Source organism: Sorangium sp. So ce1504 (assembly GCF_051521635.1).
Taxonomy (GTDB): domain Bacteria; phylum Myxococcota_A; class Polyangia; order Polyangiales; family Polyangiaceae; genus Sorangium; species Sorangium cellulosum_B.
In genome coordinates, this window is record NZ_CP150365.1 from 1386753 (window position 1) to 1409708 (window position 22956).

The 22956-nt window shown below is 70.0% G+C and carries 16 protein-coding genes; 5 read left to right on the top strand and 11 right to left on the bottom strand.

Translation table 11 applies throughout. The features are described 5' to 3' along the window. Nucleotides 1-168: 168 nt before the first annotated feature. On the bottom strand, nucleotides 169-3261 hold the full coding sequence (locus WMF39_RS05190; protein ID WP_437744436.1) for a PEP/pyruvate-binding domain-containing protein: 3093 nt from the start codon (nucleotides 3259-3261) through the stop codon (nucleotides 169-171). Nucleotides 3262-3418: 157 nt separating this feature from the next. Between WMF39_RS05190 and WMF39_RS05195 the strand changes: the two genes are divergently transcribed. The 4 genes from WMF39_RS05195 to WMF39_RS05210 all read left to right on the top strand — a co-directional run bounded on the left by WMF39_RS05195 (nucleotide 3419) and on the right by WMF39_RS05210 (nucleotide 8696). Further along, nucleotides 3419-4441 carry a YegS/Rv2252/BmrU family lipid kinase gene (locus WMF39_RS05195; RefSeq protein ID WP_437747943.1) on the top strand — a complete coding sequence of 341 codons (1023 nt, stop codon included), beginning with the start codon at nucleotides 3419-3421 and terminating at the stop codon, nucleotides 4439-4441. A gap of 183 nt (nucleotides 4442-4624) precedes the next feature. Next, complete coding sequence (locus WMF39_RS05200; RefSeq protein ID WP_437744437.1) at nucleotides 4625-5263, top strand: hypothetical protein; 639 nt, start codon at nucleotides 4625-4627, stop codon at nucleotides 5261-5263. 171 nt (nucleotides 5264-5434) lie between these two features. Beyond that, nucleotides 5435-6598, top strand: a complete 1164-nt coding sequence (locus WMF39_RS05205) for a formimidoylglutamate deiminase (protein ID WP_437744438.1) — start codon at nucleotides 5435-5437, stop codon at nucleotides 6596-6598. 139 nt (nucleotides 6599-6737) lie between these two features. Continuing rightward, nucleotides 6738-8696 (top strand): sensor histidine kinase, encoded by a 1959-nt coding sequence (locus tag WMF39_RS05210; protein WP_437744439.1) that lies wholly within the window; start codon nucleotides 6738-6740, stop codon nucleotides 8694-8696. 15 nt (nucleotides 8697-8711) lie between these two features. Here the strand turns inward: WMF39_RS05210 and WMF39_RS05215 are convergent, their stop codons facing one another. The 3 genes from WMF39_RS05215 to WMF39_RS05225 form a co-directional block, all read right to left on the bottom strand. Then, nucleotides 8712-9542, bottom strand: coding sequence for a hypothetical protein (locus WMF39_RS05215; RefSeq protein ID WP_437744440.1), 831 nt, complete (start codon nucleotides 9540-9542; stop codon nucleotides 8712-8714). Then, entirely contained in the window at nucleotides 9539-11092 is a 1554-nt protein-coding gene (locus WMF39_RS05220; RefSeq protein WP_437744441.1) for a DUF5924 family protein, read from the bottom strand. The genes WMF39_RS05215 and WMF39_RS05220 overlap by 4 nt, the downstream gene beginning before the upstream one ends. 319 nt (nucleotides 11093-11411) lie before the next feature. After that, on the bottom strand, nucleotides 11412-12278 hold the full coding sequence (locus tag WMF39_RS05225) for a glycoside hydrolase family 11 protein (RefSeq protein WP_437744442.1): 867 nt from the start codon (nucleotides 12276-12278) through the stop codon (nucleotides 11412-11414). Nucleotides 12279-12885: 607 nt separating this feature from the next. On the opposite strand from WMF39_RS05225, the gene WMF39_RS05230 reads away from it, so the two are divergent. Then, nucleotides 12886-14520 carry a glycoside hydrolase family 30 protein gene (locus tag WMF39_RS05230; RefSeq protein WP_437744443.1) on the top strand — a complete coding sequence of 545 codons (1635 nt, stop codon included), beginning with the start codon at nucleotides 12886-12888 and terminating at the stop codon, nucleotides 14518-14520. 345 nt (nucleotides 14521-14865) lie between these two features. On the opposite strand, the gene WMF39_RS05235 is transcribed toward WMF39_RS05230, so the two are convergent. The 7 genes from WMF39_RS05235 to WMF39_RS05265 form a co-directional block, all read right to left on the bottom strand. After that, on the bottom strand, nucleotides 14866-16065 hold the full coding sequence (locus WMF39_RS05235; protein ID WP_437744444.1) for an alpha/beta hydrolase: 1200 nt from the start codon (nucleotides 16063-16065) through the stop codon (nucleotides 14866-14868). Nucleotides 16066-16221: 156 nt separating this feature from the next. Then, nucleotides 16222-17436 carry an aldose epimerase family protein gene (locus WMF39_RS05240; RefSeq protein ID WP_437744445.1) on the bottom strand — a complete coding sequence of 405 codons (1215 nt, stop codon included), beginning with the start codon at nucleotides 17434-17436 and terminating at the stop codon, nucleotides 16222-16224. Nucleotides 17437-18011: 575 nt separating this feature from the next. Next, nucleotides 18012-19715 carry a DNRLRE domain-containing protein gene (locus WMF39_RS05245; RefSeq protein WP_437744446.1) on the bottom strand — a complete coding sequence of 568 codons (1704 nt, stop codon included), beginning with the start codon at nucleotides 19713-19715 and terminating at the stop codon, nucleotides 18012-18014. A 190-nt stretch (nucleotides 19716-19905) separates the two neighbouring features. Next, nucleotides 19906-20538 (bottom strand): hypothetical protein, encoded by a 633-nt coding sequence (locus WMF39_RS05250; RefSeq protein ID WP_437744447.1) that lies wholly within the window; start codon nucleotides 20536-20538, stop codon nucleotides 19906-19908. Between the two features lie 216 nt (nucleotides 20539-20754). Further along, nucleotides 20755-21510 (bottom strand): sterol desaturase family protein, encoded by a 756-nt coding sequence (locus WMF39_RS05255; protein ID WP_437744448.1) that lies wholly within the window; start codon nucleotides 21508-21510, stop codon nucleotides 20755-20757. After that, nucleotides 21507-22073: a sterol desaturase family protein gene (locus WMF39_RS05260; RefSeq protein WP_437744449.1), complete on the bottom strand. Its 567-nt coding sequence runs from the start codon at nucleotides 22071-22073 to the stop codon at nucleotides 21507-21509. The genes WMF39_RS05255 and WMF39_RS05260 overlap by 4 nt, the downstream gene beginning before the upstream one ends. 12 nt (nucleotides 22074-22085) lie before the next feature. After that, nucleotides 22086-22682: a hypothetical protein gene (locus WMF39_RS05265; protein WP_437744450.1), complete on the bottom strand. Its 597-nt coding sequence runs from the start codon at nucleotides 22680-22682 to the stop codon at nucleotides 22086-22088. Nucleotides 22683-22956 lie beyond the last annotated feature (274 nt).

A 22956-nucleotide genomic window follows, 5' to 3' on the forward strand; every position in this document is an offset into this window, starting at 1 on the left:
CCGCGGCCTCCGCGCGTCAACTCCGCGCGCGCGCCGGCGCCGGTTCACGTCGCGCGGCCGTCTGAAGCGGCAGTCGCGCTCGGCTGTATGCTTCGAGGAGGAGTGACGAGCCCGGCGGAGCCTCAGGCGGCGGGCTCGCCGGGGCTCCGCAGGCCGCCCGTGCGCCGCTCAGTCGACCCGGTGGAACACGCCCGCTGGATCGAGGGTCCACAGCTTCGCGCCGCCCTCGCCGCCGTCCGGCGTCCGGACGTGGATCAGCCGGATGCCCTTCTGCTCCAGCTCGGCGAGGATCGCGGGATCCAGGCCGGGCTCGAGGCGGGGCTCGAAGATGAAATCCTCCGAGAAGTTGTGGTGCTGCGGGTGGTACGTCTGCGCGTGGTAGCCCCTGAGCACGATCGGTGCGCTCGTCAGCCCCTCGATGCGCGTCTCCACCCACTTGTGGAGCGGCGCCGTGTACCCCGCCGTGGGGCCCGTGGGGGCCGGCGGCCAGTAGAACGAGGTCTCCACCGTGACGCCGGACGCCCACGAGAGCGAGCGCTCCTGGAGCAGCGCGCCTGCCACCGGGGGGCCGTCCGCGGGACAGGCGTCGAGCTGCACCACCTCCGAGGACACGTCGAGCGGCGTGCCGTCCCACTCGAGCGCCGGCACGGGCGTGGCGTAGGTGGCGCTCAGCATCATCCCGACGTCGCGCAGCGCGACCAGCGGGCCCAGCGACGGCGGCAGGAGCTCGGGCACCGGGGAGGCGGCGAGAGCATAGGTGATCTCCGAGGCCCCGGCGCCGTCCACGAAGGAGTCCGTGGCCGTCTCCTCGGCATACGCGTGGGACGCGGCCGGCCACGCCGCAGGGCTCCCCGAGAGTGTCGTCACCGATCCACCGGAGAGGTAATCGAGCCGCGCGTCCTCGTCGAAGAGCGTGCTGGCGAGCGCCGCCGGCGTGAGGAACCCGCTCTTCGCCGAGAGCCTCGCGCGCACCTTGAGCCGGTGGTTCGCGAACACGTTGCCGAATTCGCCCTGGAAGGTGCAGACCTCCCGGGGCTCGTCGAGCAGGAACGGCGTGAGGCTCGGCGCCGTGTCCGGGAGCGCGACCTCCCGCACCTGCTTCACGACGAGGTCTCCGGGCTTCATCTTCTTGAACTCGTAATCGAGCAGGAACGACTTCCTGCCGGGGTTCACCTCGCTGAACCGCGCCTCGACGCGGCCGAGCAGCGCGGCGAGCGCGTGGTAATCGTCCTCCCATTGCATCACGTGGCCGCCGAGCGGGACGAGCGTCGAGCCGGACAGGAGGTAAACGGAGGTTTCCTCGTCGAAGAGGCTCGCGGTCACGACCTCCGGCTGCGCTCCGCCTTCCGGGTTGGTGACGGACGTCGCCCCGAGCTGCGTCACGATCTGGATCTGGTCATTGACCAGCTCGCGCCGCTCGAGCGTCGCGACGCCGTTCGCCATCTCGTCGTCGTCAGGATAGGAGTGATGGACGAGGACGCCCATCCCGACCTCGGCCTCGTCGACGCCATGGAGGAGCCGGGCGAGGAAGGCGTTGTCGTTGTAGAAGCTCGCGTACACCTTGCGGATCGCGCGGAACACGCCGCGCTCGCCGGCCTCGCCGGGGTCGCACAGGCTCGGCCCCTCCTGGTCGGCGTCCCGATCGTCGGCCAGGCAGCCGCTGTAGCTGTCGTAGAGGCCCGCGCCCGTGAAGACGGCGCTGTCCTCCACGTTGGTCGAGCTCCGGAACCGGATCTTCTTCGTGGGCGTGAAGCCCTCGAGCGCCGCCTCGATCGCCTGCCGCTGCCCTGCCGAGAAGGCGGTCTCCCCGGTGATCCGCGCGCGGATCGCCGCGAGATCGGCCTTGAGCGCCAGCATGTCGGGCGGGTAGCTATGGCCCGCGAGGCGCTCCGCGATCTCGGCGCGCAGCGTGCGGCCGCCGGGCACGACCTGATCGAGGAAATCGTCCCAGAGATCGAACGACAGCGCGACAGCGACATCGGAGCTCTCCGGGATGGCGTCCCGCAGCAGGCCATAGTTCGCGGCCTTGCCCCCGAAATGCACGAGTTCCGCGGGGCCGAGATCCTCGGTGGATCCGGCGTAGGCGCCGAGGGGCTCCTTGGGCTGGATCCCGAGCTCGCCGGGCCGCTTCAGCGCGAGCAGCTGCTCCCTGTCCGCCGGCGCGATCCCTCCGGCCTCGAAGAGCACGGCGCGGCAGATGGACCCGTATTGCAGCGAGGCCCGCAGCGCGACCTCCTCGCCGTCGAGCGCCTTTGCCGCCTCGGCGGCGCCCGGATCGCCGAGGTAGACGAACGGGATGCCGAACGAGGTCGCGAGGAGGGCGGTGTGCGCGTTCGGCGTCGCGGGCGACAGCGAGACGATGCCCGCCACATACGGCACCTCCGCAGGGATGGAGTCGGTGAGCAGGATGTCCTCGGCCCGGAGCTCGCCGCTCGCGTAGGCGGCGTCGATCGCGTCCGGCGGGACATAGCGGAGCCGGCCCACGGCCCAGCCCGTCGCATAACACGCGTCGCCGTCCAGCCACCGCTCGACCGAGCTCACCGGGAAGCCGCTCGCCTCGAAGAACGCGCTGTTCTCCGCGGCCGACGCGGCTTGCTCGTACGTCGGGAAATAGAAGGGCCGCGCCCCCTGGGGCGCGATGACGCTGTCCTTCACGAGCTCCAGGACGACGCGCGCCACCTCGGGGTCGTAAGCCTCCTGGCGGACGAGCTGGATGCCGTACTCCGGCACGCTCTCCGGGGTCGGCGGGAAGAGCACGGCGCCGAGGATGGCCTTCTGCCCCTCCTCGTGCAGCGAGACCTGGTCGAACTCGTCCCGCGACATCTCGAAGAACGGGTCGAGCCGCGCCGTGGCGAACTCGCCATGGAACGGGAACTTGTTGCTGTCCTGGTAGTAGACCTTGGTGGGGTCGTGCATCAGCACGGTGAACTTCACCCAGCCCGGCGTCTGGAAGGTCGCGGGCCAGGCGGCGAAGGGCTCGAAGGGGAAGCTGATCTGGTTCTTCCAGTCCTCCGATGGCGTGATGTCGATCGGGTAGGTGTCGACGGGCCATGACGCGCCGCCTCCGGCGCTCCCGCCGGCCCCCCCGCCTTCGCCGCCCGCGCCGCCTTCGCCGCCTTCGCCGCCGGTGGCGCCTCCGCTGCTGGTGGCGCCGCTGCCACCCGCGCCCCCTGACGAGTCCTCTCCGCAGGCGGCGAGCGTCCCCGCGCCGAGGAGCGCGAGCGCAAGACAAGCCGGTCGACCGATTCGCTGAAGTCTCATGAACAACATCGCGGTACAACTGCCGTGCCATCGTGCGGCCAGCGGCATCTCTGGGCTGCGCGGCGGGGCGTCGCTGTCGCGCGCGTGGCGCACGCAGGCACAGCCGTACGGGCGCGGCGCGGCTGCTCGCGCGGGTCTTCTCGCGGCCACCCTGCCGATTTTTCTTGGGGTTTCAACCGGTTCGGCGTTCTACGATGCCGCCATGACCGAGCGGAGAGCGGCGCTGATCGTCAACCCTGCTGCCGGCCACGCGGGCGATTCGGTCGAGTCGCTGCCTGCCCGGCTCCAGCGCGAGTTTGCGCTGAGCGTCTACGAGACGAGCGCGGAGCGCTCTGCCGCCGCCTGCGCCGACGCAGCGCGCCGCGAAGGGGCCTCCCTGGTGATCGCGGCGGGCGGCGACGGGACGATCTCCAGCGTGGCGTCCGCGCTCCTCGGGGCCGATGCGTGCCTGGGTGTCCTGCCGCTGGGAACGGCGAACTCGATCGCGCACTCCCTGGGAATCCCGGCCGACCTGGAGGGGGCGATCGACGTGCTCGTCCACGGTGAGCCGACGCGCATCGACGCCGCCCGCGCCAACGGGAAGACCATGATCCTGCTCTCGGCGGTCGGGCTGCACGCCGACACGGTCGGCGAGACCCCGCAGGACGAGAAGCAGCGCTGGGGTGTGCTCGCGTACATCCGCACCGGGCTGAGAAAGCTGATGAGCCTCGAGCCGTTCGTGGTCGAGATCGAGACCGAGGATCAGCGGATCCACTGCCGTGCGGTCGCGGTGACCGTCGCGAACATGGCGCCTCCGCGCACGGTGCTGGCGCAGGGGCCGCCCGTCCTGTCCCCCGACGACGGGCGGCTCGACCTGACCATCGTGTCGGCCACGACGCTGGTGGAGGCGGTCGCGACCGGACTGCACCTCCTGAGGACCGCGATCGACGGCGAGCCGGCCGAGCGCGACAACATAGGTTTCCTCGCCGCCCGGCGGGTCTGCATCACGACCGATCCGCCCCAGAACGTGCTCATCGACGGCGAGGAGGCCGGGACGACGCCGCTCGTGGTGGAGTGCCTCCCGCGCGCCCTGACGGTCATGGCGCCCCGCCGCGAGGAGGCCCGTGAAGCGCCGCCCGCCGCGGAGGTCGAGGTGAAGCTCGCGGGGTTGCCAGAGCTCGAGGTCGAGCCGAAGCCGTGAGGCGCGCTCGGGCCGCGAAAGCCCGAGGAAGACCCAGACGACCACGATCCGGCGTCGCGTCGCGGCGAGCAGCATCGTGACGGCCTCGCCAGGGGGGGAACCACAGCGGCCCGGCGTAAGGAAACGTGGTTCTGCCGCCGCGGCAGGGCTCGATTCTTGACCTTTCATCGGGAGCGCAGAGGAATGCGAACGACGTTCTGGGCTTGTGTGGTGGGGGTGTGCTTGGCTTGCGGCCTCTCGGGGCTGGGCTGCGGGGGAGACGACGACGGGGCGACGCCCGGCGACTCGGCGGGTTCGGCGGGAGGCGGGGGCTCCGGGGCCGCGTCCTGCTCCGGACTCGACACGTCGGCGCTCGTCAGCGAGCTCTCGCCCGCGGAGGTCGAGCAGGCGTGCAAGGGGTATCGCCGCTGCAGCGCCGAGCAGGTGACCGTCGAGTACGTCTGCCTCATGCAGGGCGTGCTCGGCGCGGCGTACGGGGACGACGCCGGGACCAGCGACGCCGAGCTGCAGGCGAAGTGCTCCGAGCTGGTCGAGGGGTGCATGGCCGACCCGAGCCAGGCAGAGCAGCTGATGGAGCAGGCCCTCATGGAGGTCGACGCAAAGCCCTGCGGCCAGCCGACGCAGTGCACGGCCACGATCGCGGAGATCGACGCCTGCGCCGCCGAGGTGCGAGCGTACACGCGCGATGTGCTCCCCGAGTGCAGCGCGCTCACCATGGCGTTTTACGAGCAATCCGACGAGGACCCCGCCGTGCTCGATGGGGCCTGCAGCAAGCTCAACGTCGGCTGCCTCCCGCTCCTCCTGACGCCGAGCGATGATTGACCGGAATTGACGGGAATTGACTGGAAGGCGCGCGTCCCGGACCGCTGCGCTCCCTGCCGCGGTACAGATGGCCGCTCTGGATCGCGGCGCCGGCCCGGCAGAGCGGCCTGCCCACGCCTTTTCCCGTCTGTCCCAACGTGATGGACGCGATGGACGTGATAGACGTGCTCCATGAGGCTGACCGAGCGAGCCATCGAGCTGCCGGCGCTCGCGAGCGCCCACTCGCATGCTTTCCAGCGCGGGATGCGCGGTGAGGCGCAGCGGCCGGGGCCGTCGGGGGCGGACGACTTCTGGTCGTGGCGCAGCGCCATGTACGCGCTCGCCGAGTCGCTCACGCCGGAGTCCATTCATGCGATCTCGAAGGTGGCTTATCGCGAGCTCCGCGCAGCGGGCGTGCGCACGGTCGGCGAGTTTCATTACGTGCACCACCAGCCGGGCGGCGCGCCCTACGCGGATCGCACGGTCCTCGCGGACGCGGTGATCGAGGCCGCGCGCGAGGAGGGCCTCCGGATCGCGCTCCTCCGGGTCGTCTACGCGCGCGCCGGCGCGGGCAGGGCGCCCGAGGGGGCGCAGCGGCGGTTCTCGGACGCCTCGCTCGACGCGGCGCTCGCGGACGTCGAGGCGCTCCGGGCGCGCTACGCGGGCTGCGAGGACGTGCGCGTCGGCGTGGCGCCCCACAGCGTGCGCGCCGTGCCCCCGGCGTGGCTCGGTGAGATCGCGCGGTACGCCGCGGAGCGCGGGCTCATGGTGCACATGCACGTGGCCGAGCAGCCGGCCGAGATCGAGGCGTGCCTCGCCGAGACGGGCCGGCGGCCGGTGGAGCTCCTGGCCGAGCGCGGGGTCCTCGGCGAGCGCTTCGTGGCGGTGCACGCGACGCACCTCGCGCCGCACGAGCCGGCGCTGCTCGGCGCGGCGAGGGCGTTCGCGTGCCTGTGCCCGACGACCGAGCGCGACCTCGGCGACGGATTGCCCGACGTGGGCGCGCTGCGCGCGGCGGGCGCGCGGCTGTGCGTCGGGATCGACAGCCACGTGATCACCGATCCGTTCGAGGACATGCGCGGCGTCGAGCTCGGCGAGCGGCTGCGGACGGGCCGGCGCGTGACGCTGCGGGGCGAGGGCGGGGCGACGCCCGCCGAGGCGCTCTGGGAGATCGGCTCGCAGCGGGGGGCGGAGGCGTGCGGGTTCGCGGATCCTGGCGGAAGCATCTCGGTGCGCCGGGACGCGCCGGCGCTCGCGATGGTGCGGGAGGAGCGGCTGCTCGACGCGGTGGTGTACAGCGGGAGCCCTTCGATCGTGGAGGGGAGCCCCGCGCCCTCGGGCCCGCCTGCGCATTGACCGAGGCGAGGCGCCGGCTCGCCTCGGCGCCGGGGATCGAGGCAGGCCCGGGCCGAGCGGGCGAGCGTGAAGCGCGCTCACACGGGGTGGTGGCGTGGTTTGTGAGGAGCCGTTCCCCCGCGTCTCGCCTGCATCATGCATGGGAAACGAACGGCGAAGGAAGGAATGGCTCGACTGGATGCCCCTGGCGGCGCTGCTGCCGATCGGCGTCGTCTTGCTCCTGAGCCTCCACGAGATCCAGGACGTCCATCGCAGGAACATCGCGGCGACCCTGCAGGCGGTGCTCTCGACGACCCGCGAAGGGCTCTTGACCTGGGCGCGGCAGGCGAAGGGCGCCGCGGGGTTCTGGGCGAACGAGCCGAGGATACGGCGCGCGGTCGCGGCCCAGGTCGAGGTGCGCCGCAGCGAACGCTCGCTCCGCGATAGCCCGTACCTCCAGGATCTGCGGCTGGAGCTGGAGAACGTCGTCGAGCGGGAACAGTGCCTCGGCTTCGACGTCATCGCGCTGGATGGCACCCACATCGCCTCGGATCGCGATGAGCTCCTCGCCACCAGGACGCTGAGCGTCCACGACCCGGACACCATCGCCGCGGCCCTGCGCGGCTCGACGGTCATGGGTACTCCCTTCGCCATGCGGTCTACCGTCATCGGAAGGGTCACCCCCGTCCTCGTGGTCGCGGCGCCGGTGCGCTCCGTCGTCGGGGAAGGGGAGATCATCGCGGCGCTCGCCTTCCGCATCGATCCCGGGAAGGAGCTGACGCAGATCGCCCATCGCGGACAGGTCGGCGCGTCAGGGGAGACCTACGCGTTCGACAGGCACGGTCGTGCCGTCACGGAGCTCAGGTTCGCCCAGAACCTCCGCGACATGGGCCTCCTGGCGGCCGGCGAGCGCACGAGCCTCAACGTGGAGATACGCGACCCCGGGGGCGAAGCGCCGGACGGCTCCGCGCGCCCCTTGCCTCGCATGGAGCAGCCGCTCACGCGCATGGCGACCAGCGCCGTTGCGGGGATCGCCGGGGTCGACGTCGAGGGATACCGCGATTATCGCGGCGTCCCGGTCGTCGGCTCGTGGCTGTGGGATCAGGAGCTCGAGCTCGGCCTCGCGACCGAGATCGACAAGGACGATGCCTATGGCGTGTATGTCGTGACGCGCCGTGTGGTCCTCACGGCCTGCGGCGTGATGATGCTCGCCACGCTCGTCCTGACGATCCTGCTGCAGCGGCGCGCGAAGGACCTGGCCACCGGCGTGCGGCGCGAGAAGGAGCTGCGCAGGGAGCTCGAGGATCGCGTCCGTCGCCTGGAGTGCGCGGAGGCGGAGCTCAAGGACGCCATCCGCGTCCGCGAGGAGTTCCTGCGGTTCGCCTCGCACGAGCTGCGCACGCCGCTGACGAGCCTGCGGCTCCTGTACGAGCACATGCTGCGATCGCGATCGCAGCCCCTCATGGCGACGCTGGGCTCGAAGGACATCAGCCGATTCTTGAAGGTGTCCTCGCGGGAGCTCGCCCGGATCACGCAGGTCATCAACAACATGTTCGTCGTCGCGAGCTTCGCGACCGGCCCGCCGGCGCTGAACCTGGAGAGGACGGAGATCAACGAGATCGTGCGCAGGACCGCCCGGCAGGTGACAGAGCAGCTCGAGGCCGACGGGTGTTCCCTGGAGCTCCAGCTCGATCGATCCGTGTTTGGCTACTGGGACGACGCGCGCGTCGAGCAGGTCATCACGAACCTGCTGTCGAACGCGTCGCGGCACGGCGCTGGACAGCCGATCACGCTGTCGGTCGTCCGGCAGGGCGGCTTTGCGGTGATCTCCGTGCACGATCGCGGCGTCGGCATCACGCCGGAGCAGCGGGACAGGCTCTTCGAGCCGTTCCGGTGGACACCGGAGGCGCACAGCGGGCTCGGCGTCGGGCTCTACGTCTGCCGGTTGATCGTATGGGCGCACGGCGGAGAGATCCTGGTCGACAGCGAGCCAGGCCAGGGCACGACGTTCCGCGTCCGGCTGCCGCTGCCTCCGGAGATCGAGGGAGGCGACGCCGCTCTGGTGCCCGAGAGCGAGCGGAGGGCGGCGGCGGAACGGCGCAACGGACAGACGGAGTAGGGGAGTCGCGGGCGCTCATCCCATCGCGCCCGCGATGAGCTGCGCCGCCCTCAGGAGGACCGCCACGACCGCCCCGACGTTCCACGCGCGCGCGAGCCACCACTGCACCTCGGCGCCGTTGATCCACGGCGGCACCCACGCCGGCGGCGCCAGCAGATCGGCGACGGTGAGGACCCGCTCGCGCTCCTGCGCCGCGCGGTAGCCGCCCTCGCCGCCGCGGACGTGCTCCTCCGCCCGCACGAGGGCGAGGAGCCGCGCGCCGCGCCCCTCCGGGAGCAGCGCCGCGCCCGCGCGCAGCGCCTCCGGCGTCGCGGGCAGCTCGACGGCCCGGCCGCGCTGCGTGAGGCGGAGCGCGCCGTCCCCCGCGCGCTCGACCCGCCCCCGGACCCAGCCCTCGGAGCGCTCGCCGCGGAGCACCGACGAGAGCGACGCGAGCTTGGGATCGGGGCCCAGCCGGGGCGCGCGCTCCCCCGGGAGGACGCGCGCGGCGAGGAGCCAGAGGGCGATCGGGAGCACCGACAGGAATGGATTCAGGGCGAGCAGGCTGGTCACGCCCGCCACCCCGTCGAGCACCGGCAGGGCGAGCACGCCCGCGCCGGCGAAGGCGCCCACGGCGATCGTCGCGCCGAACCCGCCGACCACGCCGACGGCGACGTTGCCGATCGCGACGACGCCGACGGCGACGTTGCCGATCGCGATGAAGCCGCGCGCGACGTTGCCGATCGCGATGAAGCCCGTGACGACGTTGCCGAACACGAGGAACCCGTTCGCGATGTTGCCGGCGTCGACCCAGCGCGCGCGCTCCGCGGCGCTCGCCTCGCCTCCGCCCCGGAGCGGCCAGCTCATTCCGTCACCTCGAACGAGGTGCGGCCGACGAGCTGGCCGTCCTCGGTCTCGACATCCACCGTCCAGCGCCCTGCCAGGCGGCGCGGCAGGCTCCCGCCCACGAGCTGCGACTTGAGCCGCACCGCGCCCTCCGGCCCGGGCACCCGCAGCGTCTCCTCGGGCGCGCGGAGGACCTCGCGCCCCTCGCGCCGCCAGACGTGGAGCAGGCGATCGCCGTCGCCGCCCGGCACCACCACGTCGGTCACCGCGCGCAGCTCGCGGATCACAGAAAAATGAAGTGATTTCACGGACATGGCGAGACGTCCGTCCGGGAGCACCGAGGGGCCCACGGCCGCGGAGGACAGGTGCATCGGGACGGGCGGGATGAGCTCGCGCGTCCCGTAGGCGAGCCCGACCCCGGCGGCCATCGCGACGACGAGGAACACGGCGCCCATCCGGCTCCAGAGGGCCCCGAACGGCAGGTGCAGCGTGCAGAAGCCGAGCACGGACACGAGGGCGGCGGAGAGCAGCGTGTACAGCGTGCGGGTGTCGGGGAGGAGCGCGGGGATGACGAGGTTCAGGCACGCGAACAGCGTCACCCCGTAGAACACCGAGGCGAGGGTCTTCCAGCGCATGAGCACGCGGTCGAAGACGAGATCGAGCGTCGAGAGCACCGCGCAGGCGGCGAGGAGGAGGACGAACCACCGGTTCGGCGCGTCCAGGCTGGCGCTCTTCCAGTAGAACGGGAGGAGGAAGAAGAGCATGCCCTGATAGAGGTTCTTCAGGACATAGGTCATCACGAGGAAGCGCAGCCGGGCGCCGCGCCACGCCGTCGCGAAGTCCTGGCGGGCGCCGGTGCCGAAGAGCCGGAAGAAGAGGAGCACGAGCAGCCAGGCGACGCTGACCGTGACCGCGAGGAAGCGCGCGTGCTGGAACCCCTTCTGCGCGAAGGTCACCACGAAGGCGCCGAGGCTGAGCGCATACGCGGTGTGCAGCCACCAGAGCTTCTTGTGGTGGCGCTTGAGGAAGGCGCGGGCGGACGATCGGAGGTCCCCGGGCTTGTCCTCGTCCTCGGCGTTCAGGTCGACGTAGGACGCCTTGGGCTCGGCCTTGACGGTGGGCGCGTTGTCCTCGTCCGCTGCCGCGCCGCGCGCTGGCCGCTCGGGCATCTTGAGCGTGCGGTCGTCGTGCTCCCCGCCCGGGGTGCTGGCCCTGGGCGGCATGCGCAGGGTGGCCTCGTCCCCGGCCTGGGCGCCGGCCCTGGGCGGCATGCGCAGGGTGGCCTCGTCCCCGGCCTGGGCGCCGGCCCTGGGCGGCATGCGCAGGGTGGCCTCGTCGGTCGCCGGGGGCCGGGCCTGTCCGGCCGCGTGGGGCGGGGCGTGGCCCGGCGAGCGATCGGGCTCGTCGCCCGGCATGTACATGATCGTGGGCGCCTCTCCGAAGGCCTCCGGGACGCGCGTCTTGTGGACCGGCGCCGTGGCGCTGGAAGGCGGCGGCGACGGCAGCGAGGGCGCGTTCGCGTGGGCCCCGGGGGCCGGGGCGTCAGGGGAGCGCGGCGCGTGCTGTTTCATGTCCGGCCCGCAGCGTACCCGACGGGCGGTCCACCTTCGAGCGCCGCACGAGCGGGCCGGCGCGGCCGGCGCTCGGGGGCGCGCAGGGCGGCGAGCGCCTGGACGGGGCGCGTGGCGTCGTCCTGAACAACCCCCTCATGGGTCGGCATCTTGCCGGGAAACTGAACAGGGAGACGGTGAGATCGTCGGGATTTTACTCCCCGTCTCCCCGCCTCCCTGTGAATTCTCCCCCCGAAAAATTCGAGGGGATGCTCCAGGTGCCCGTCGTTGCTCCGTTCAGGGACGGCTGTCGGCCGAAACGATGCTCAGGGCTCGGCGCTCACTCGATCGAGACCTTCACATCGGCGCTGCCGCTGCTTTGATAGCCTTCCACGACCAGCGAGACCTCATAGAAGGTCCCGAGGGTCAGCCCCTGCTTCCCCCACGCGTCGAAGTGGTTGCCGACAGTGATGGTTCCGCTCGTGCGCTTCTGCTGCCGGACGCTCCAAAACTGATAGAAAGTCGCCGTGCCATCGATGGAAGGTTGGTTGACTCGCTGGGTCTTGTAGATGTCGTAGGTACCTCCGTCGCTGGAGACGGTGCCCACGTGCCCTTCTCCGCCCGGCGGACGCCAGTTGCCCCAGCTATCGATGATGTAATACTCGATGAGCGGGCTCCTCGTCCACCCGTAGACGCCCAGGTAGGAATTGCCGTTTGGCCGGTAGTCGGCCTCGTAGGTGACGACATTGTTCTTCCCGCCCGGCCTCACGCCTTTACGGCCCAGCAGGTTGTTGATGTTGCTCCAGTTCACGCTGAAGCCATCCGCCGTGTTGAGCAGGCACCCGTCTCCTCGGTCCTTCCAGTATTCGAAGGTGAGCCCGCAATGGGTGCCTGTCCTGTCGCTGCAGACCTCCAGGTCGGCTTCCGTGCACCGGGTGGGCGTGCCGGTCCCCGTCGAGGCCGTGGTGCTCGCGCTCGTGCTGCTCGCGGTGGAGCTGCTCGTTGTCGTGCTGCTCGTTGTCGTGCTGCCCGCGGTGGAGCTGCTCGTTGTCGTGCTGCCCGCACCCCCGGACCCGTCCGAGCCCCCGGTCCCGCTCGTGGTCGACCCGCCCGGGCCCGCCGTGCTGCCGGTGGTGCCGGTGCTGCCCGAGGTCACGCCGCCCGGGCCCGCGGTGCTGCCGGTGGTGCCGGCGCTGCCCGAGGTCACGCCGCCCGTCCCGGACGAGCTGCCACCCGCCCCGGTGTCTTCTGCAGAGGAATCGTCCGGCCCCGCGCACCCCACAGCGATGAATCCCAGGGCGATAGTAAAATGTTTTAACAAAGTTAAACTCACAGATCCTCCTTGGCGAAATGAGTCAATTCCCTGCAGCCGATCTCGTGATCATGGCTAGCATCTGGGCTCGGTGGCGACAACGGCCCGTAGAGCCATTCCAGCCGCTGGTCCACAGCCCGCCTCAGGCTCGACCCGGCCGAGCAGCGGACGAGGTCGCACGACCGCCCCCGGTACCGTGGGTTTGCCAACAGCCGCCGAGGCAAGCGTCTCCCCCCGTCACCCTGGCTCCCTGACGCGCTGGCTCCCTGACGCGCCGAGTCGCGTGAAACAGCGCAAGAGAACTACATGAGGGCGGGAATGTGGGATCGGCTCGGGTCCCATCTTCCACGCTCCGCGCCGTCATGCTCTACTGTTGCCGTTCTCGGGAAGACGCTGCCTGTTCGGCGCCCTGTCCGGCCGGACAGGTCATCGACCACCTGAGAGCTGTTGAGACCTCTCACCGTGGAGCGACCGGGAGGCGCCGGTGCTCGGGGACGGCCCCATGATGACCAGGACCTCGAGAACCTCGTCCCTCCTCGCGATCACCCTGGTCCTCGTATCGGGCTGCGGTCGTGATTCGGCGGCTCCCTCGGACGAGGCTGGGTCGAGCGGTGGAAGCGGCGGCGCGCCCTCGACCGGAGCAGGAGGAGCGGCGGGCTCGGGCGGGGCGCCGGCGGGCTCGGGCGGGGCGCCGGCGGGCTCCGGTGGGGCAGGGGCGGCGAGCGCGGCTTCGACCAGCGGCGGCTCGTCGGGCGCGAGCGGGGGCTCACCGAGCGAGCCTCGCCCCACGGTGACGGCCGCTCCGGGCACGGAGCTCGTCCGGGTCGACACGAACGTGATGCACCAATCCTTCGAGGGCTGGGGCACGAGCTTGTGCTGGTGGGCCGATCACGTGGGCGGATGGCAGGAAGCCAAGCGCAACGCCGTGGTCGAAGCGGTCGTCGATCCGGTGAATGGCCTCGGCTACAACGTGTTCCGCTACAACATCGGCGGCGGGGAGAACCCGTCCCACGAGCACATGAAGGAGCACCGCGAGATGCCTGGATTCCAGAGCGCCGACGGGACCTTCACGTGGGCGAACGACGCCAGGCAGCGCGCCATCCTCCTGCGCATCGCGGAGCGCGGAGCGGATCTGATCTTCGAGGCGTTCTCCAACTCTCCCCCCTACTGGATGACGAACAGCGGTTGCGCCTCGGGCAGCAGCAACGGCAAAGACAACCTTAAAGCGGACCATTACGACGACTTCGCCCACTACCTCACGGAGGTCGTCCGTCACTACAGGGACGAGCACGGGATCACCTTTCGCACGCTGGAGCCGCTGAACGAGCCTTTTGCCGACTGGTGGAAATCGAACGGCTCCCAGGAAGGATGCCACTTCGACCGGGCGAGCCAGGAGAAGATCATCCAGGAGGTGGCCAGGCAGCTGACCAGCAAGGGCCTCGGCGAGACGGTGGTCAGCGCGTCGGACGAGAACAGCATGGATGACGCCGTCCGGAACATCGGCGCCTTCGGCGCGGGGACGCTCGCCGCCTTTCAGCAGCTCAACGTCCACTCCTACGCGGGCAGCCAGCGCAGCGAGCTCCGGCAGCTCGCGACCAGGCTCGGCAAGCGGCTGTGGCAATCGGAATCGGGGCCGCTCGGGCAGAGCATCAGCGACGACACGGACGCGGCGCTGTTCATGGCGGAGCGCATCATCGACGATCTGCGCGAGCTGAAGCCGGAGGCCTGGGTGGACTGGCAGTCGGGCGATCCGTCGCGCAGCTGGGCGAGCTTCACGCTGAACGACCGCGAGCAGTCCTTCGCTCCCATCAAGCGCTTCTACATGCATGCCGGCTTCAGCCGCTACATCCGGCCCGGCGCGCGCTTCGTCGACGTCGATAGCGAGGACATGGTGGCCGCGGTCAGCGCCGACGGGGGCTCTCTCTCGCTCGTGGTCCGCAACGGTGATCGCAACGCGAGCCGCGGCTACACGCTCGATCTCACCCGGCTCCCCACGGTCGGTCCCGCCGCGGAGGTGCACCGCACCTCGCGCACGGAGGACCTCGATCGGCTCCCCGACATGGCGATCGAAGACTATCGCCTGGTGGTCACGGTCCCGGCCTTTTCCGTCACCACCTTCGTCATCCCGATGCCCTGATTTCCCCTGGAGCGACATCCATGATCGAGCGTCGGACCGTTCGCTTCACGACCCTGTGCGTCGGCGCGTTGTGCGGGGCGCTCATGGGCTGCAGCGAGCGAGGCCCCGCGGCAGAGGCCGATGCGCCGCGCCTCACCGGTGGAGCTGGAGGCGGGGGGGCCCATCTCGACGTTTTCGGTGCTCAGCGCACCGGAGTGCGCTTCCGCGCCGAAAACGCCGATCTGGACCCGTCTCCTGTGCGGGTGACCGCCGCTCTGCGCCGCTCGTACCAGGGGCGGGTGGGAACCGCTCTAGGTCGCCAAGGCTGCCGGTCTGAACCGTTCCCCAGGCCACCGGTCCGTACCGTCAATCGACCGGATAGCCCCGCCACATCCAGCGCAGCGTGTCGGGGAGCGTCTGCTTGAGCACCCTCCCGTCGCAGTGGCTGGCGCCCTTCGCGTAGACGAAGCGGTAATGATACCCCTTCTCCTTGAGGATCGCCGCCACGCGCTGGTTCGCCATCACCCAGTTGTGGTGGCTGGCTTCATCCCTGGTGCTGCCGAGGTCGTTCTCGCCGACCTGCAGGAAGACGCGCAGCGGCTTGACCGGGTTATCCCGGATGAGCCCCTCCGTGTACTCCCAGGCGCCGTCGGGATACTCGGCCTCGGTGGGCGCGCGGGGGTTCTGCTGGTCGACGAACGTGCCGGAGTAGGTGACGATCTTGCGGTAGGTGTCGTGGCCGAACCAGCCCATGGTCAGCGCCGCCGCCCCGCCCGAGCTGCATCCGTACGTGGCGCGGCCGTCCGGGTTGCTCGTGAACTTCAGGTTGGGGTACGCGGCGTGGACGGCTTGGTCGTTCTTGACCGCCTCAAGGAGCTCCGTATCCACGAACCTCTGATAGGCGTCCGACATGGTGTCGTATTCGAGCCCCCGCTCGCTGCCGTACGAGTCGCCCCCTCCGTTCGCGGCGAAGATCGCGATGACGCTCGGGAAACGGTTGCTCGGATCCGCGACGAAGTTGTTGATCGTGTTGATGATCTCGTCCCTGTTGGTCGCGTCCTGGACGACCATGAACGGCGCCTCCGCGCCGTCGACGTACGTCGCGGGGATCGCGACCTCCACGCGGCGGTTGAAATCCCCCTTGGCGTTGTCGTTCAAGGTCGGATCGTGGCCGGTGAAGATTTCGCTCTCCCGGGACGAGAGGGAGAACGTGAACGTCCGCCCCCGGGGAACGCCGTCGATCCTCTTGATCTCCGGGGCGTCCTGGTAGTCAGGCCCGATCTCGAAATCGCCGTCGCCTTCGGTGCCGACCGGATCGACCGTCCCGCCCTGTCCTCCCCCGCCGCTCGGGTTCGGGTCGTCCGTGCCGCCCGCGCCCGAGGTGCTGCTGCTGCTCGAAGGGCTGCTGCTGCTGCTCGAAGAACTGCTGCTGCTGCTGCTGCTCGAAGCGCTGCTGCTTCCTTTTCCTCCGCTGCCGCCCGAGCCGTCGGCGGCGTCGTCGGACCCGCAAGCAGCGATTGAAAGCGCGACAAGGAGCGAGATACTGCATGGGATCGAGCGGGTCATGGATCCTCCTGAGATTGGGTTGCCGCCCGCCATCGGCGTGTGCGGCACGGACGTCGGGCCGTGGCGCTCGCGCGCCGGTCGGCGGACGTGAAGCCGATCGTGACGTTCGCGTGAGCGCGCAGGCGTTGCGAGGCAGCGCGGGTGACCGTCGGCGAGCTACTCGGTGGTGAACCGGAAGACGGCCGTCTGCGCGTAGCGCTGGCCGGGCTTGAGGATGACCTCGTTCTTCCAGGCCGGGACGTTGATCGAGTTCGGGAACTTCTGCGGCTCGAGGCACAGGCCGCTGTACTGCTCGTAAACCGCGCCGCCCTTGCCCTTGATCGACCCGTCGAGGTAGTTGCCCGTATAGAACTGGATCCCCGGCTGATCGGCCTCGATCGTCAGCACCCGACCGGTCTTCGGATCCTTGACCCGAGCCGCCTCGCGGAGCTTGTGCGGGTCGCCGCTGATGACGAGGTTGTGGTCGTATCCGACCGGCTTGCCGCCCATGGCTTTCAGGTCCCTGCCGATCGGCTTGGCGGTGGTGAAATCGAGCGGCGTCCCCTTCACCGGCTTGATCTGGCCCGAGGGGATGTCGGTGGCGTCCGGCGGGGTGTAGCTGTCGGCGTGCAGCGTCAGCTCCTGGTCGGCGACGGAGCCCGAGCCGTGCCCTCCCAGGTTCCAGTAGCCGTGGTGGGCCATGTTGACGATCGTTGTCTTGTCGGTCGTCGCCGACATCTCGACCCTGAGCTCGTTCTTGTTGGTGAGCGTGTAGGTCGTGGTCGCGTTGACCGTGCCGGGGTATCCTTCTTCCCCGTCCTTCGATACGTACGTGAGCTTGATGGAGGGGCCGTCCGGCGTCTCGGTCGCTTCCGCGTCCCAGACGACCTTGTCCCAGCCCTTCTTGCCGCCGTGCAGCGTGTGGGCGCCGTTGTTCGCGGAGAGCTTGTAGGTCTTGCCATCGAGCTGGAACTGCGCGTTCTTGATGCGATTGGCCACGCGGCCGACCGTCGACCCGAAGTACGGGCTGCTCTTCAGGTACCCGTCGAGGTTGTCGTGGCCGAGGACGATGTCGCCCATCTTCCCTGTCTTGTCGGGGACGTGGAGCTCGGTCACCGTCGCGCCGTAGGTCATCACCTTCGCGACCAGGCCGTTCGCGTTCGTGAGCGTGTAGAGGATCACCTCTTTGCCATCGGCGTTGCCGAAAGGCGCCTTGGAGACGGAAGCGGGCTTTGCGTTCACGGCTTCACCACCAGGTGGCTCGGATCTGGCGGCCGGGGCCGCTGGAGCGGCGTCCGCCGCGGGGGCCGCCGCCGGCGCAGGCGGCGCTGCCGCAGGGGGCGTGTCGACGGTCTGCGCGCCGCCGCACGCGCCGGCGAGGCACGCCGTCATCGTCAATCCGAACCACGATCTCGTCCTACCCATCGCCATGCTGTTCCCTCCGCCACGATTGTCTCACCTGGATCGGCTCCACCTGAGCGAGCCCAGCGCGGGCGAGCCCCCGCGATCTCGCCATGGCTTGCGTTCACGACACCCGAGCGGAGCCGGCGCAGAGATCGATCCCGGTACAAAGGACCAAGAGTCCGGTGCGCACGACGGCTACCCGGGACAAAGCGAAACGACACCCTGAGACGAAATTGTGAACGTTCACATTCTGCATGTCAACTCAAATGAACTGGCGCGAGGCGAGCCTCGATCCCGAAATTGGAATCCACGTCGAACAATACCGTGGCCCTGCGCCCGCCCTCTTGACGCGCCGCTCCGGAGGAGACTTGCCAGCCATCCGATGTCGAGCTTGGCCGCGGACTGACAGAGCATCGTTGACATCAAAAATGTGAACGAGCACAATGTCGATCTCACCTACCACGTGGCCAGGAACAACGCCGTGGGATTCTCGGTCGTGTTAGTAGAAGGCTGTTCCCTGGCGGAACGTGCGGATCCCGCAGGTTCGCCGGGGCCGCCCGGGTTTACTGGACCTGGATCGTGAACTCGTCCGCGAGGCGGCCGTTCACGTCCTTGAAGTACGCCGTCGCGCGCTTCGGATCCCCGCCGACGTGGAAGCGGATGAACAGGGCGCCATAGGCGGCGGTGCCCGACATGACCACGTTGTTCTTCTTCCACTTGTTGCTGGCGTAGTAGGAGGCCCACCACGTGTCGTCGTCGTGGCTGGCCGCGTCGTAGTCGCGGATGCCGACGCCGGCGAGGCCGGAGACGAACACGAAGTTGCGGCTCGGGCCGAGCTCCACGAGGTCGTAGGCGCCGGTCTTGCCGTGGCCGGTCGCGGCGTTGCCGACGTCGGTCAGGGTCAGCGTGCGCGAGTAGGAGTGCTCGTGGCCGGTCGAGACGATGGCGCCGGCGTTCATGCACTCCTGGTACGCGCTCCAGCCGACCTCGTTGCCCTTGGTGCCGACCTGCATGTCGTTCTGGTTCTTGTGCCAGTTGCAGATGGACCAGATCGAGCTGTCGGCGGCGAGCGAGTCGCGGATGAAGTCCACCTGGTCGGCCGCGTTGGCGGCGCAGGTCGAGCGGAGCTCGCTCGTCCCGATGCAGGACTGGATGATGTGCAGCCCGCGGAAGTTGCACGTCGACTTGACGCCGAGCTCGCCGGTACAGTTCATCGACGGCACGGCCGCGTGGCGAGCCTGGATCTTGCTGGCGTAGCCGCTCGTGCCGCCCCAGGCCGCGGCGTCGTGGTTGCCGATGATCGCGAAATAAGGATAGTTCGCGCCGAGGATGCCGTTGATCCGGTTGTCCCACGCGGTCGGGTTGTTCGCATAGTCGAAGTCACCGTTGTGGATGGTGGCCGCGGCGCCCTCGTTCTTGATCAGGTTGAGCACCGCGTCCGAGTTGCCGTTCGCGCCCTGGTCGCCGATGAAGGCGATCAGGAGATCCGGATCGGTCGGCGTGCCCGCGCCGCCGCCGGGCGAGCCATACGTGATGGTGAGCTTGGGCCGCTGCGCCACGGTGGCGTGCTCCGAGGACGCGAAGTCGATGCCATCGGTGTTCGACGCGCTCGCGATGAGGAGGCCGTCGTTGGAGGTCCCGTCGATCCACGCCTGGACGAGCGCCACGCCGGCCGCGTTCAGCGTGATCGTCCTGGCGCCGGCGCTGCCGGTGACGCTGCCCACGAGGCTTCCGCGATCGGTCGAGCCCATCGCGCCCGCGGTGGCCCACGCCGTCGTGGACGTCGCGTTGTTCCAGGTGACCTGCGACTCGCTCCACGAGCGCTTCACCTCGTAGACGCTGTACGTGTTCGCGGAGCCGTCCGTCACCTGGAGGGTGATTGACGCCGACTGGACGATGCTCCCCGCGGGGATGCCGGAGAGGGTCCATTTCAGCAGGCAAGATTTGTCCACGCCCGAGCCGTCGTCGCCGTCGGCCTCGCACGTGGTGGCTCCGCCGTAGTTCGTGGTGGCGGCGGCCTGCCGGAGGGTCGCGTCGGTCGAGCCGGCGTACGACGAGCTCGGGAGCGACCCCTGCTGGAAGGAGACCGTGGTCAGCGTCTGCCGCGTCTCCAGGACCTCCTCGATGTACTCGTCATTTGCGCCACAGGCATGGATGACCGCGAGCGCCGGCAGGGCGGCGCAGAGGGCGCCCTTCGATCGTCTCGACCAGCCCGTCTCTCGGTGGTCGTGTGTGCCTGCGTCCTCTCGCGTGCGCGAATTCTGCATGAGTCTGTCTACCCTTTCTCCTGATCTCGAACGTAGGTGTGAGCGAGGCACGGGCAGGTTAATGGAAGTGTTGTTCCGTTACTGGATACAATTCCATGAAGATCGTGTTCCATCCTGGTACGTTCGACTGAGCGTTTGCCTGGCGCCGCGCCTCGCAGGCTCAGCAGATCCCGCCGCTCGCGATGGCAGCTCAGTAGAGATCGCCGGCGCACCGGAGGGCGAAATTGCCTGATGCGTCCTGCGTGCAGGTCGGTGCGGTGGTGCACTCCCTTTTGTCGCTGCTGCCAGCCGGCTTGACCACCTCGATCAGGCAGGCGCAGGAGGGCTCCGGCGCGCAGGCGACGGCGACCGCTTTGCAGGAGCTCTGCGGCGGCAGCCGGAACAGCTCGTCGTGTTGATCCTCGATGGTCTGGCAGTACTCGCTGTCCGATCGGCAGAAGTAGCTTCCGCAGGCGAACGTCCCCGGCGGCGCTGCGCCCGCGCACTCCTCGCCGTTGCCGACGCTCACGCCGGCCCGCGCGGCCTCACAGGCGTTGGCGTAGGAGCGCCCGTCGCAGGCGCAGACCTCGCGCGGCGTGGCGGTGTCGCACGACGTGGGCCGCTCCTGGCAGATACCGTAATTTCCCGGGACGACGCCGCCCTCTCCGCAGTCGCCTGGCGGGTAGTTGCAGTACTGATCCGCGGCGCAGAACACGCCGCCGCAGGGCCCTCGGGCCGCGCCCGTTCCGTCGTCGCCGCCGTCCCCGCACGCCGCGACGAGCGCCACGAGCGCGCCGAACGCCCCGAGCCCCACGCTCGTCGTCGCGCTGGTGCCCCGTCGCACCGCGCGATGCCTCACCGCACGTCGCACCGCCACGCACGTTGGAAGATCCATGCCGCTCCCTCCTCTCACGTGGCCATCGGACAATCCTGGATGGCCCGTGTCGTTCGGCGGGCGGGAACGTAAAGGAGCTGGACGGGCCAGTGTGCAACAAGTCTGTGTCGGCGAGGGCGCGGCGCTCGGTCGTCGGATCCGCCCGGCGGTTCCCGGGCGCTGACATCACCGTTCGAGACGCTCGAGCGCTGATCTGGAGCGCACATCCCGGGTCGTCGCGTCCGTGGCGTCGCCGCGGTAGTACGTCCCGCGAACCAGATCCCAGAGCGGGAAGGTGACGTTGAAGTTCCACTGCCGCATCAACGACGGCCTGTGGTGCGCGCCGTGGTGGCGCCGGAGCCGTGCCACGACGCGGCTGCGGCCTATCCTGCCGTCCGGCGGGAGGTGGTACGAGAGATGGAGACACTCGTACAGCACCATGTACGCCATGCAGGTCGCCACGAAGAGCGACGCGAGGTTGCCTTGACCGGCCGCGCTGAGGGCGAGCGCGAGCGGGAGCGTCAGCGCGAAGACACCCGCGATGCCGTACGACGGGATCAGCACGAAGCCGAGCTCACGCGGTGTGCGGATCGCCATGTCGCGCTCGACGAACACGCGGTGGTGCACCGGCGTGTGCCGGTCGTAGAACGCCTCGAGGAAGCGCCGCCTCCGGTGAAGCAGACCCCGATGCGCCCGCCACTCGACGGCATTGCAAAAGACGAAGAAAAGCGGAATCGCGGCGAGCTCCCAGGCCCGCAGGCCATGCAACCGCGTGAGCGAGAGCGCCGCGAGCCCACACCCGAGGCCGACCGTGCTCGCCAGGTGGAGCCAGGGAGAGTACCACCGCGGCATCGACATGACCCGGCGCCGCCGCAGCTCGGCCCGGCCCGAGTCGTCGAGCGGGGCGGGGTCGGGCGAGCCATTCTGGTCAGACGCGCTCACTGGCCTGCCTCGCGCCCGGTGTCGAACGCCCGGTCCCAGAGCGCGGAGCTCACCCCGAAGCGCGCGCGCGGCGCGGCGTGGTGCCGGAGGTGATGGCGGCGCTGCGCCGGAAGAGGGTGCTCCGCGTCGCTGAGCAGGTGCGCCGCGAGATGGGAGAGCTCATAAAGAAGATAGCCGGCGAGGAGCCCGGCCCAGAGCGGCGCGGCGCGAGAGACCCCCGCGGCCGCCGCGGTCGCGCAGAAGCCTGCGGAGAAGGCCCCGAGCGTGGCGGCGGGGGGTTTGGCGATCGGCGTCTGGTCAGGGGCCTCGTGGTGCGCCAGGTGGATACGGGCGCCGAGGAAGGCGAGCGGGTGCTCCGCCGGCAGGTGGAAGAGGAAGCGGTGGAGCAGGTACTCGATCAAGGTCCATCCCGCGAGGCCAGCCGCCCAGAAGAGCGCTCCGGCGAGGGCGCCGCCTCCGCTCCACACGCCGATCCCGAGGAGGATCACCTCGGCTGCCGCGACGACGGCGAGCCGCCGCGCGTCGGCGGGGTCCCGGAACATGGCGCCACGCAGGGTCGACATGCGGCCTGGCCCTCACATGAAGATGCCGTCGACGAGGGTCCAGGGCTCGCGCGTCAGGACGCGCCGGGCGAAGTCGAGGAGGACCGCGTTGAAGTCGCCCCGCGGATAACGCGCGAAGCCGTCGCGCACCGAGGCGGCGTCGAGGTCGTAGCGGCGCACACCGAGGGAGTGGTCCATCCACACCGACTGCCGGAACGCCGTCGATTCAGGGCACAACGCCGGCGTCGGGCGGAGGCGATGGTTGTAGAGGAGGCACTCGTCGGCCACGCGCAGGTCGTGCGGGGAGAGCTCGAACGACTTTGCGGCGAAGGCGCGGTGGAACAGCGAGCGGCTGCGCTGCATGTAGTCTCCGCCCTGCTCGTCCGGGCACAGCAGCCCGAGATCATGAATCATCGCCAGCGCGTGGAGCAGGTCGGGATCGGCCTTCTGGCGGCGGCGCTCGAGGAGCAGCATCGTGAAGTGGAATACGCGAAGACAGTGGTTGCGCAGCCCGTCGCCGCGGTAGGGGGAGAGCTCCTCGAAGAGCTCCTGCGCGCGTGCCCCGAGCGCCGAACGCGCTCCGAGGCGATGCGACAGCGCGGCGTCCGGCGTCGGCATGGGCTCGGCCATGATGAGATCCTACCACGGAGCGCGCTGGATCTGGCGCGCAGATCGTCGCCCGTGTCCGAGACTCCAGCTTCCCGTGCCCGGCGGTTCCAGATCGTAGGTAACCCCAGCGTGAGCTGGTCCTCGTCGAGGTAGGCAACGCCGATCGAGTCGTCCCTGCGCTTGGGCGGCCGGCGAGCGCTCCGATCACGCCGTCGTGCGTGCTGACCTCCCGTACCGGCTCAATCCACTCAATCTGGGCCGTGCGAGGCTCAGCCGAGAACCGCGGTTGTGATCG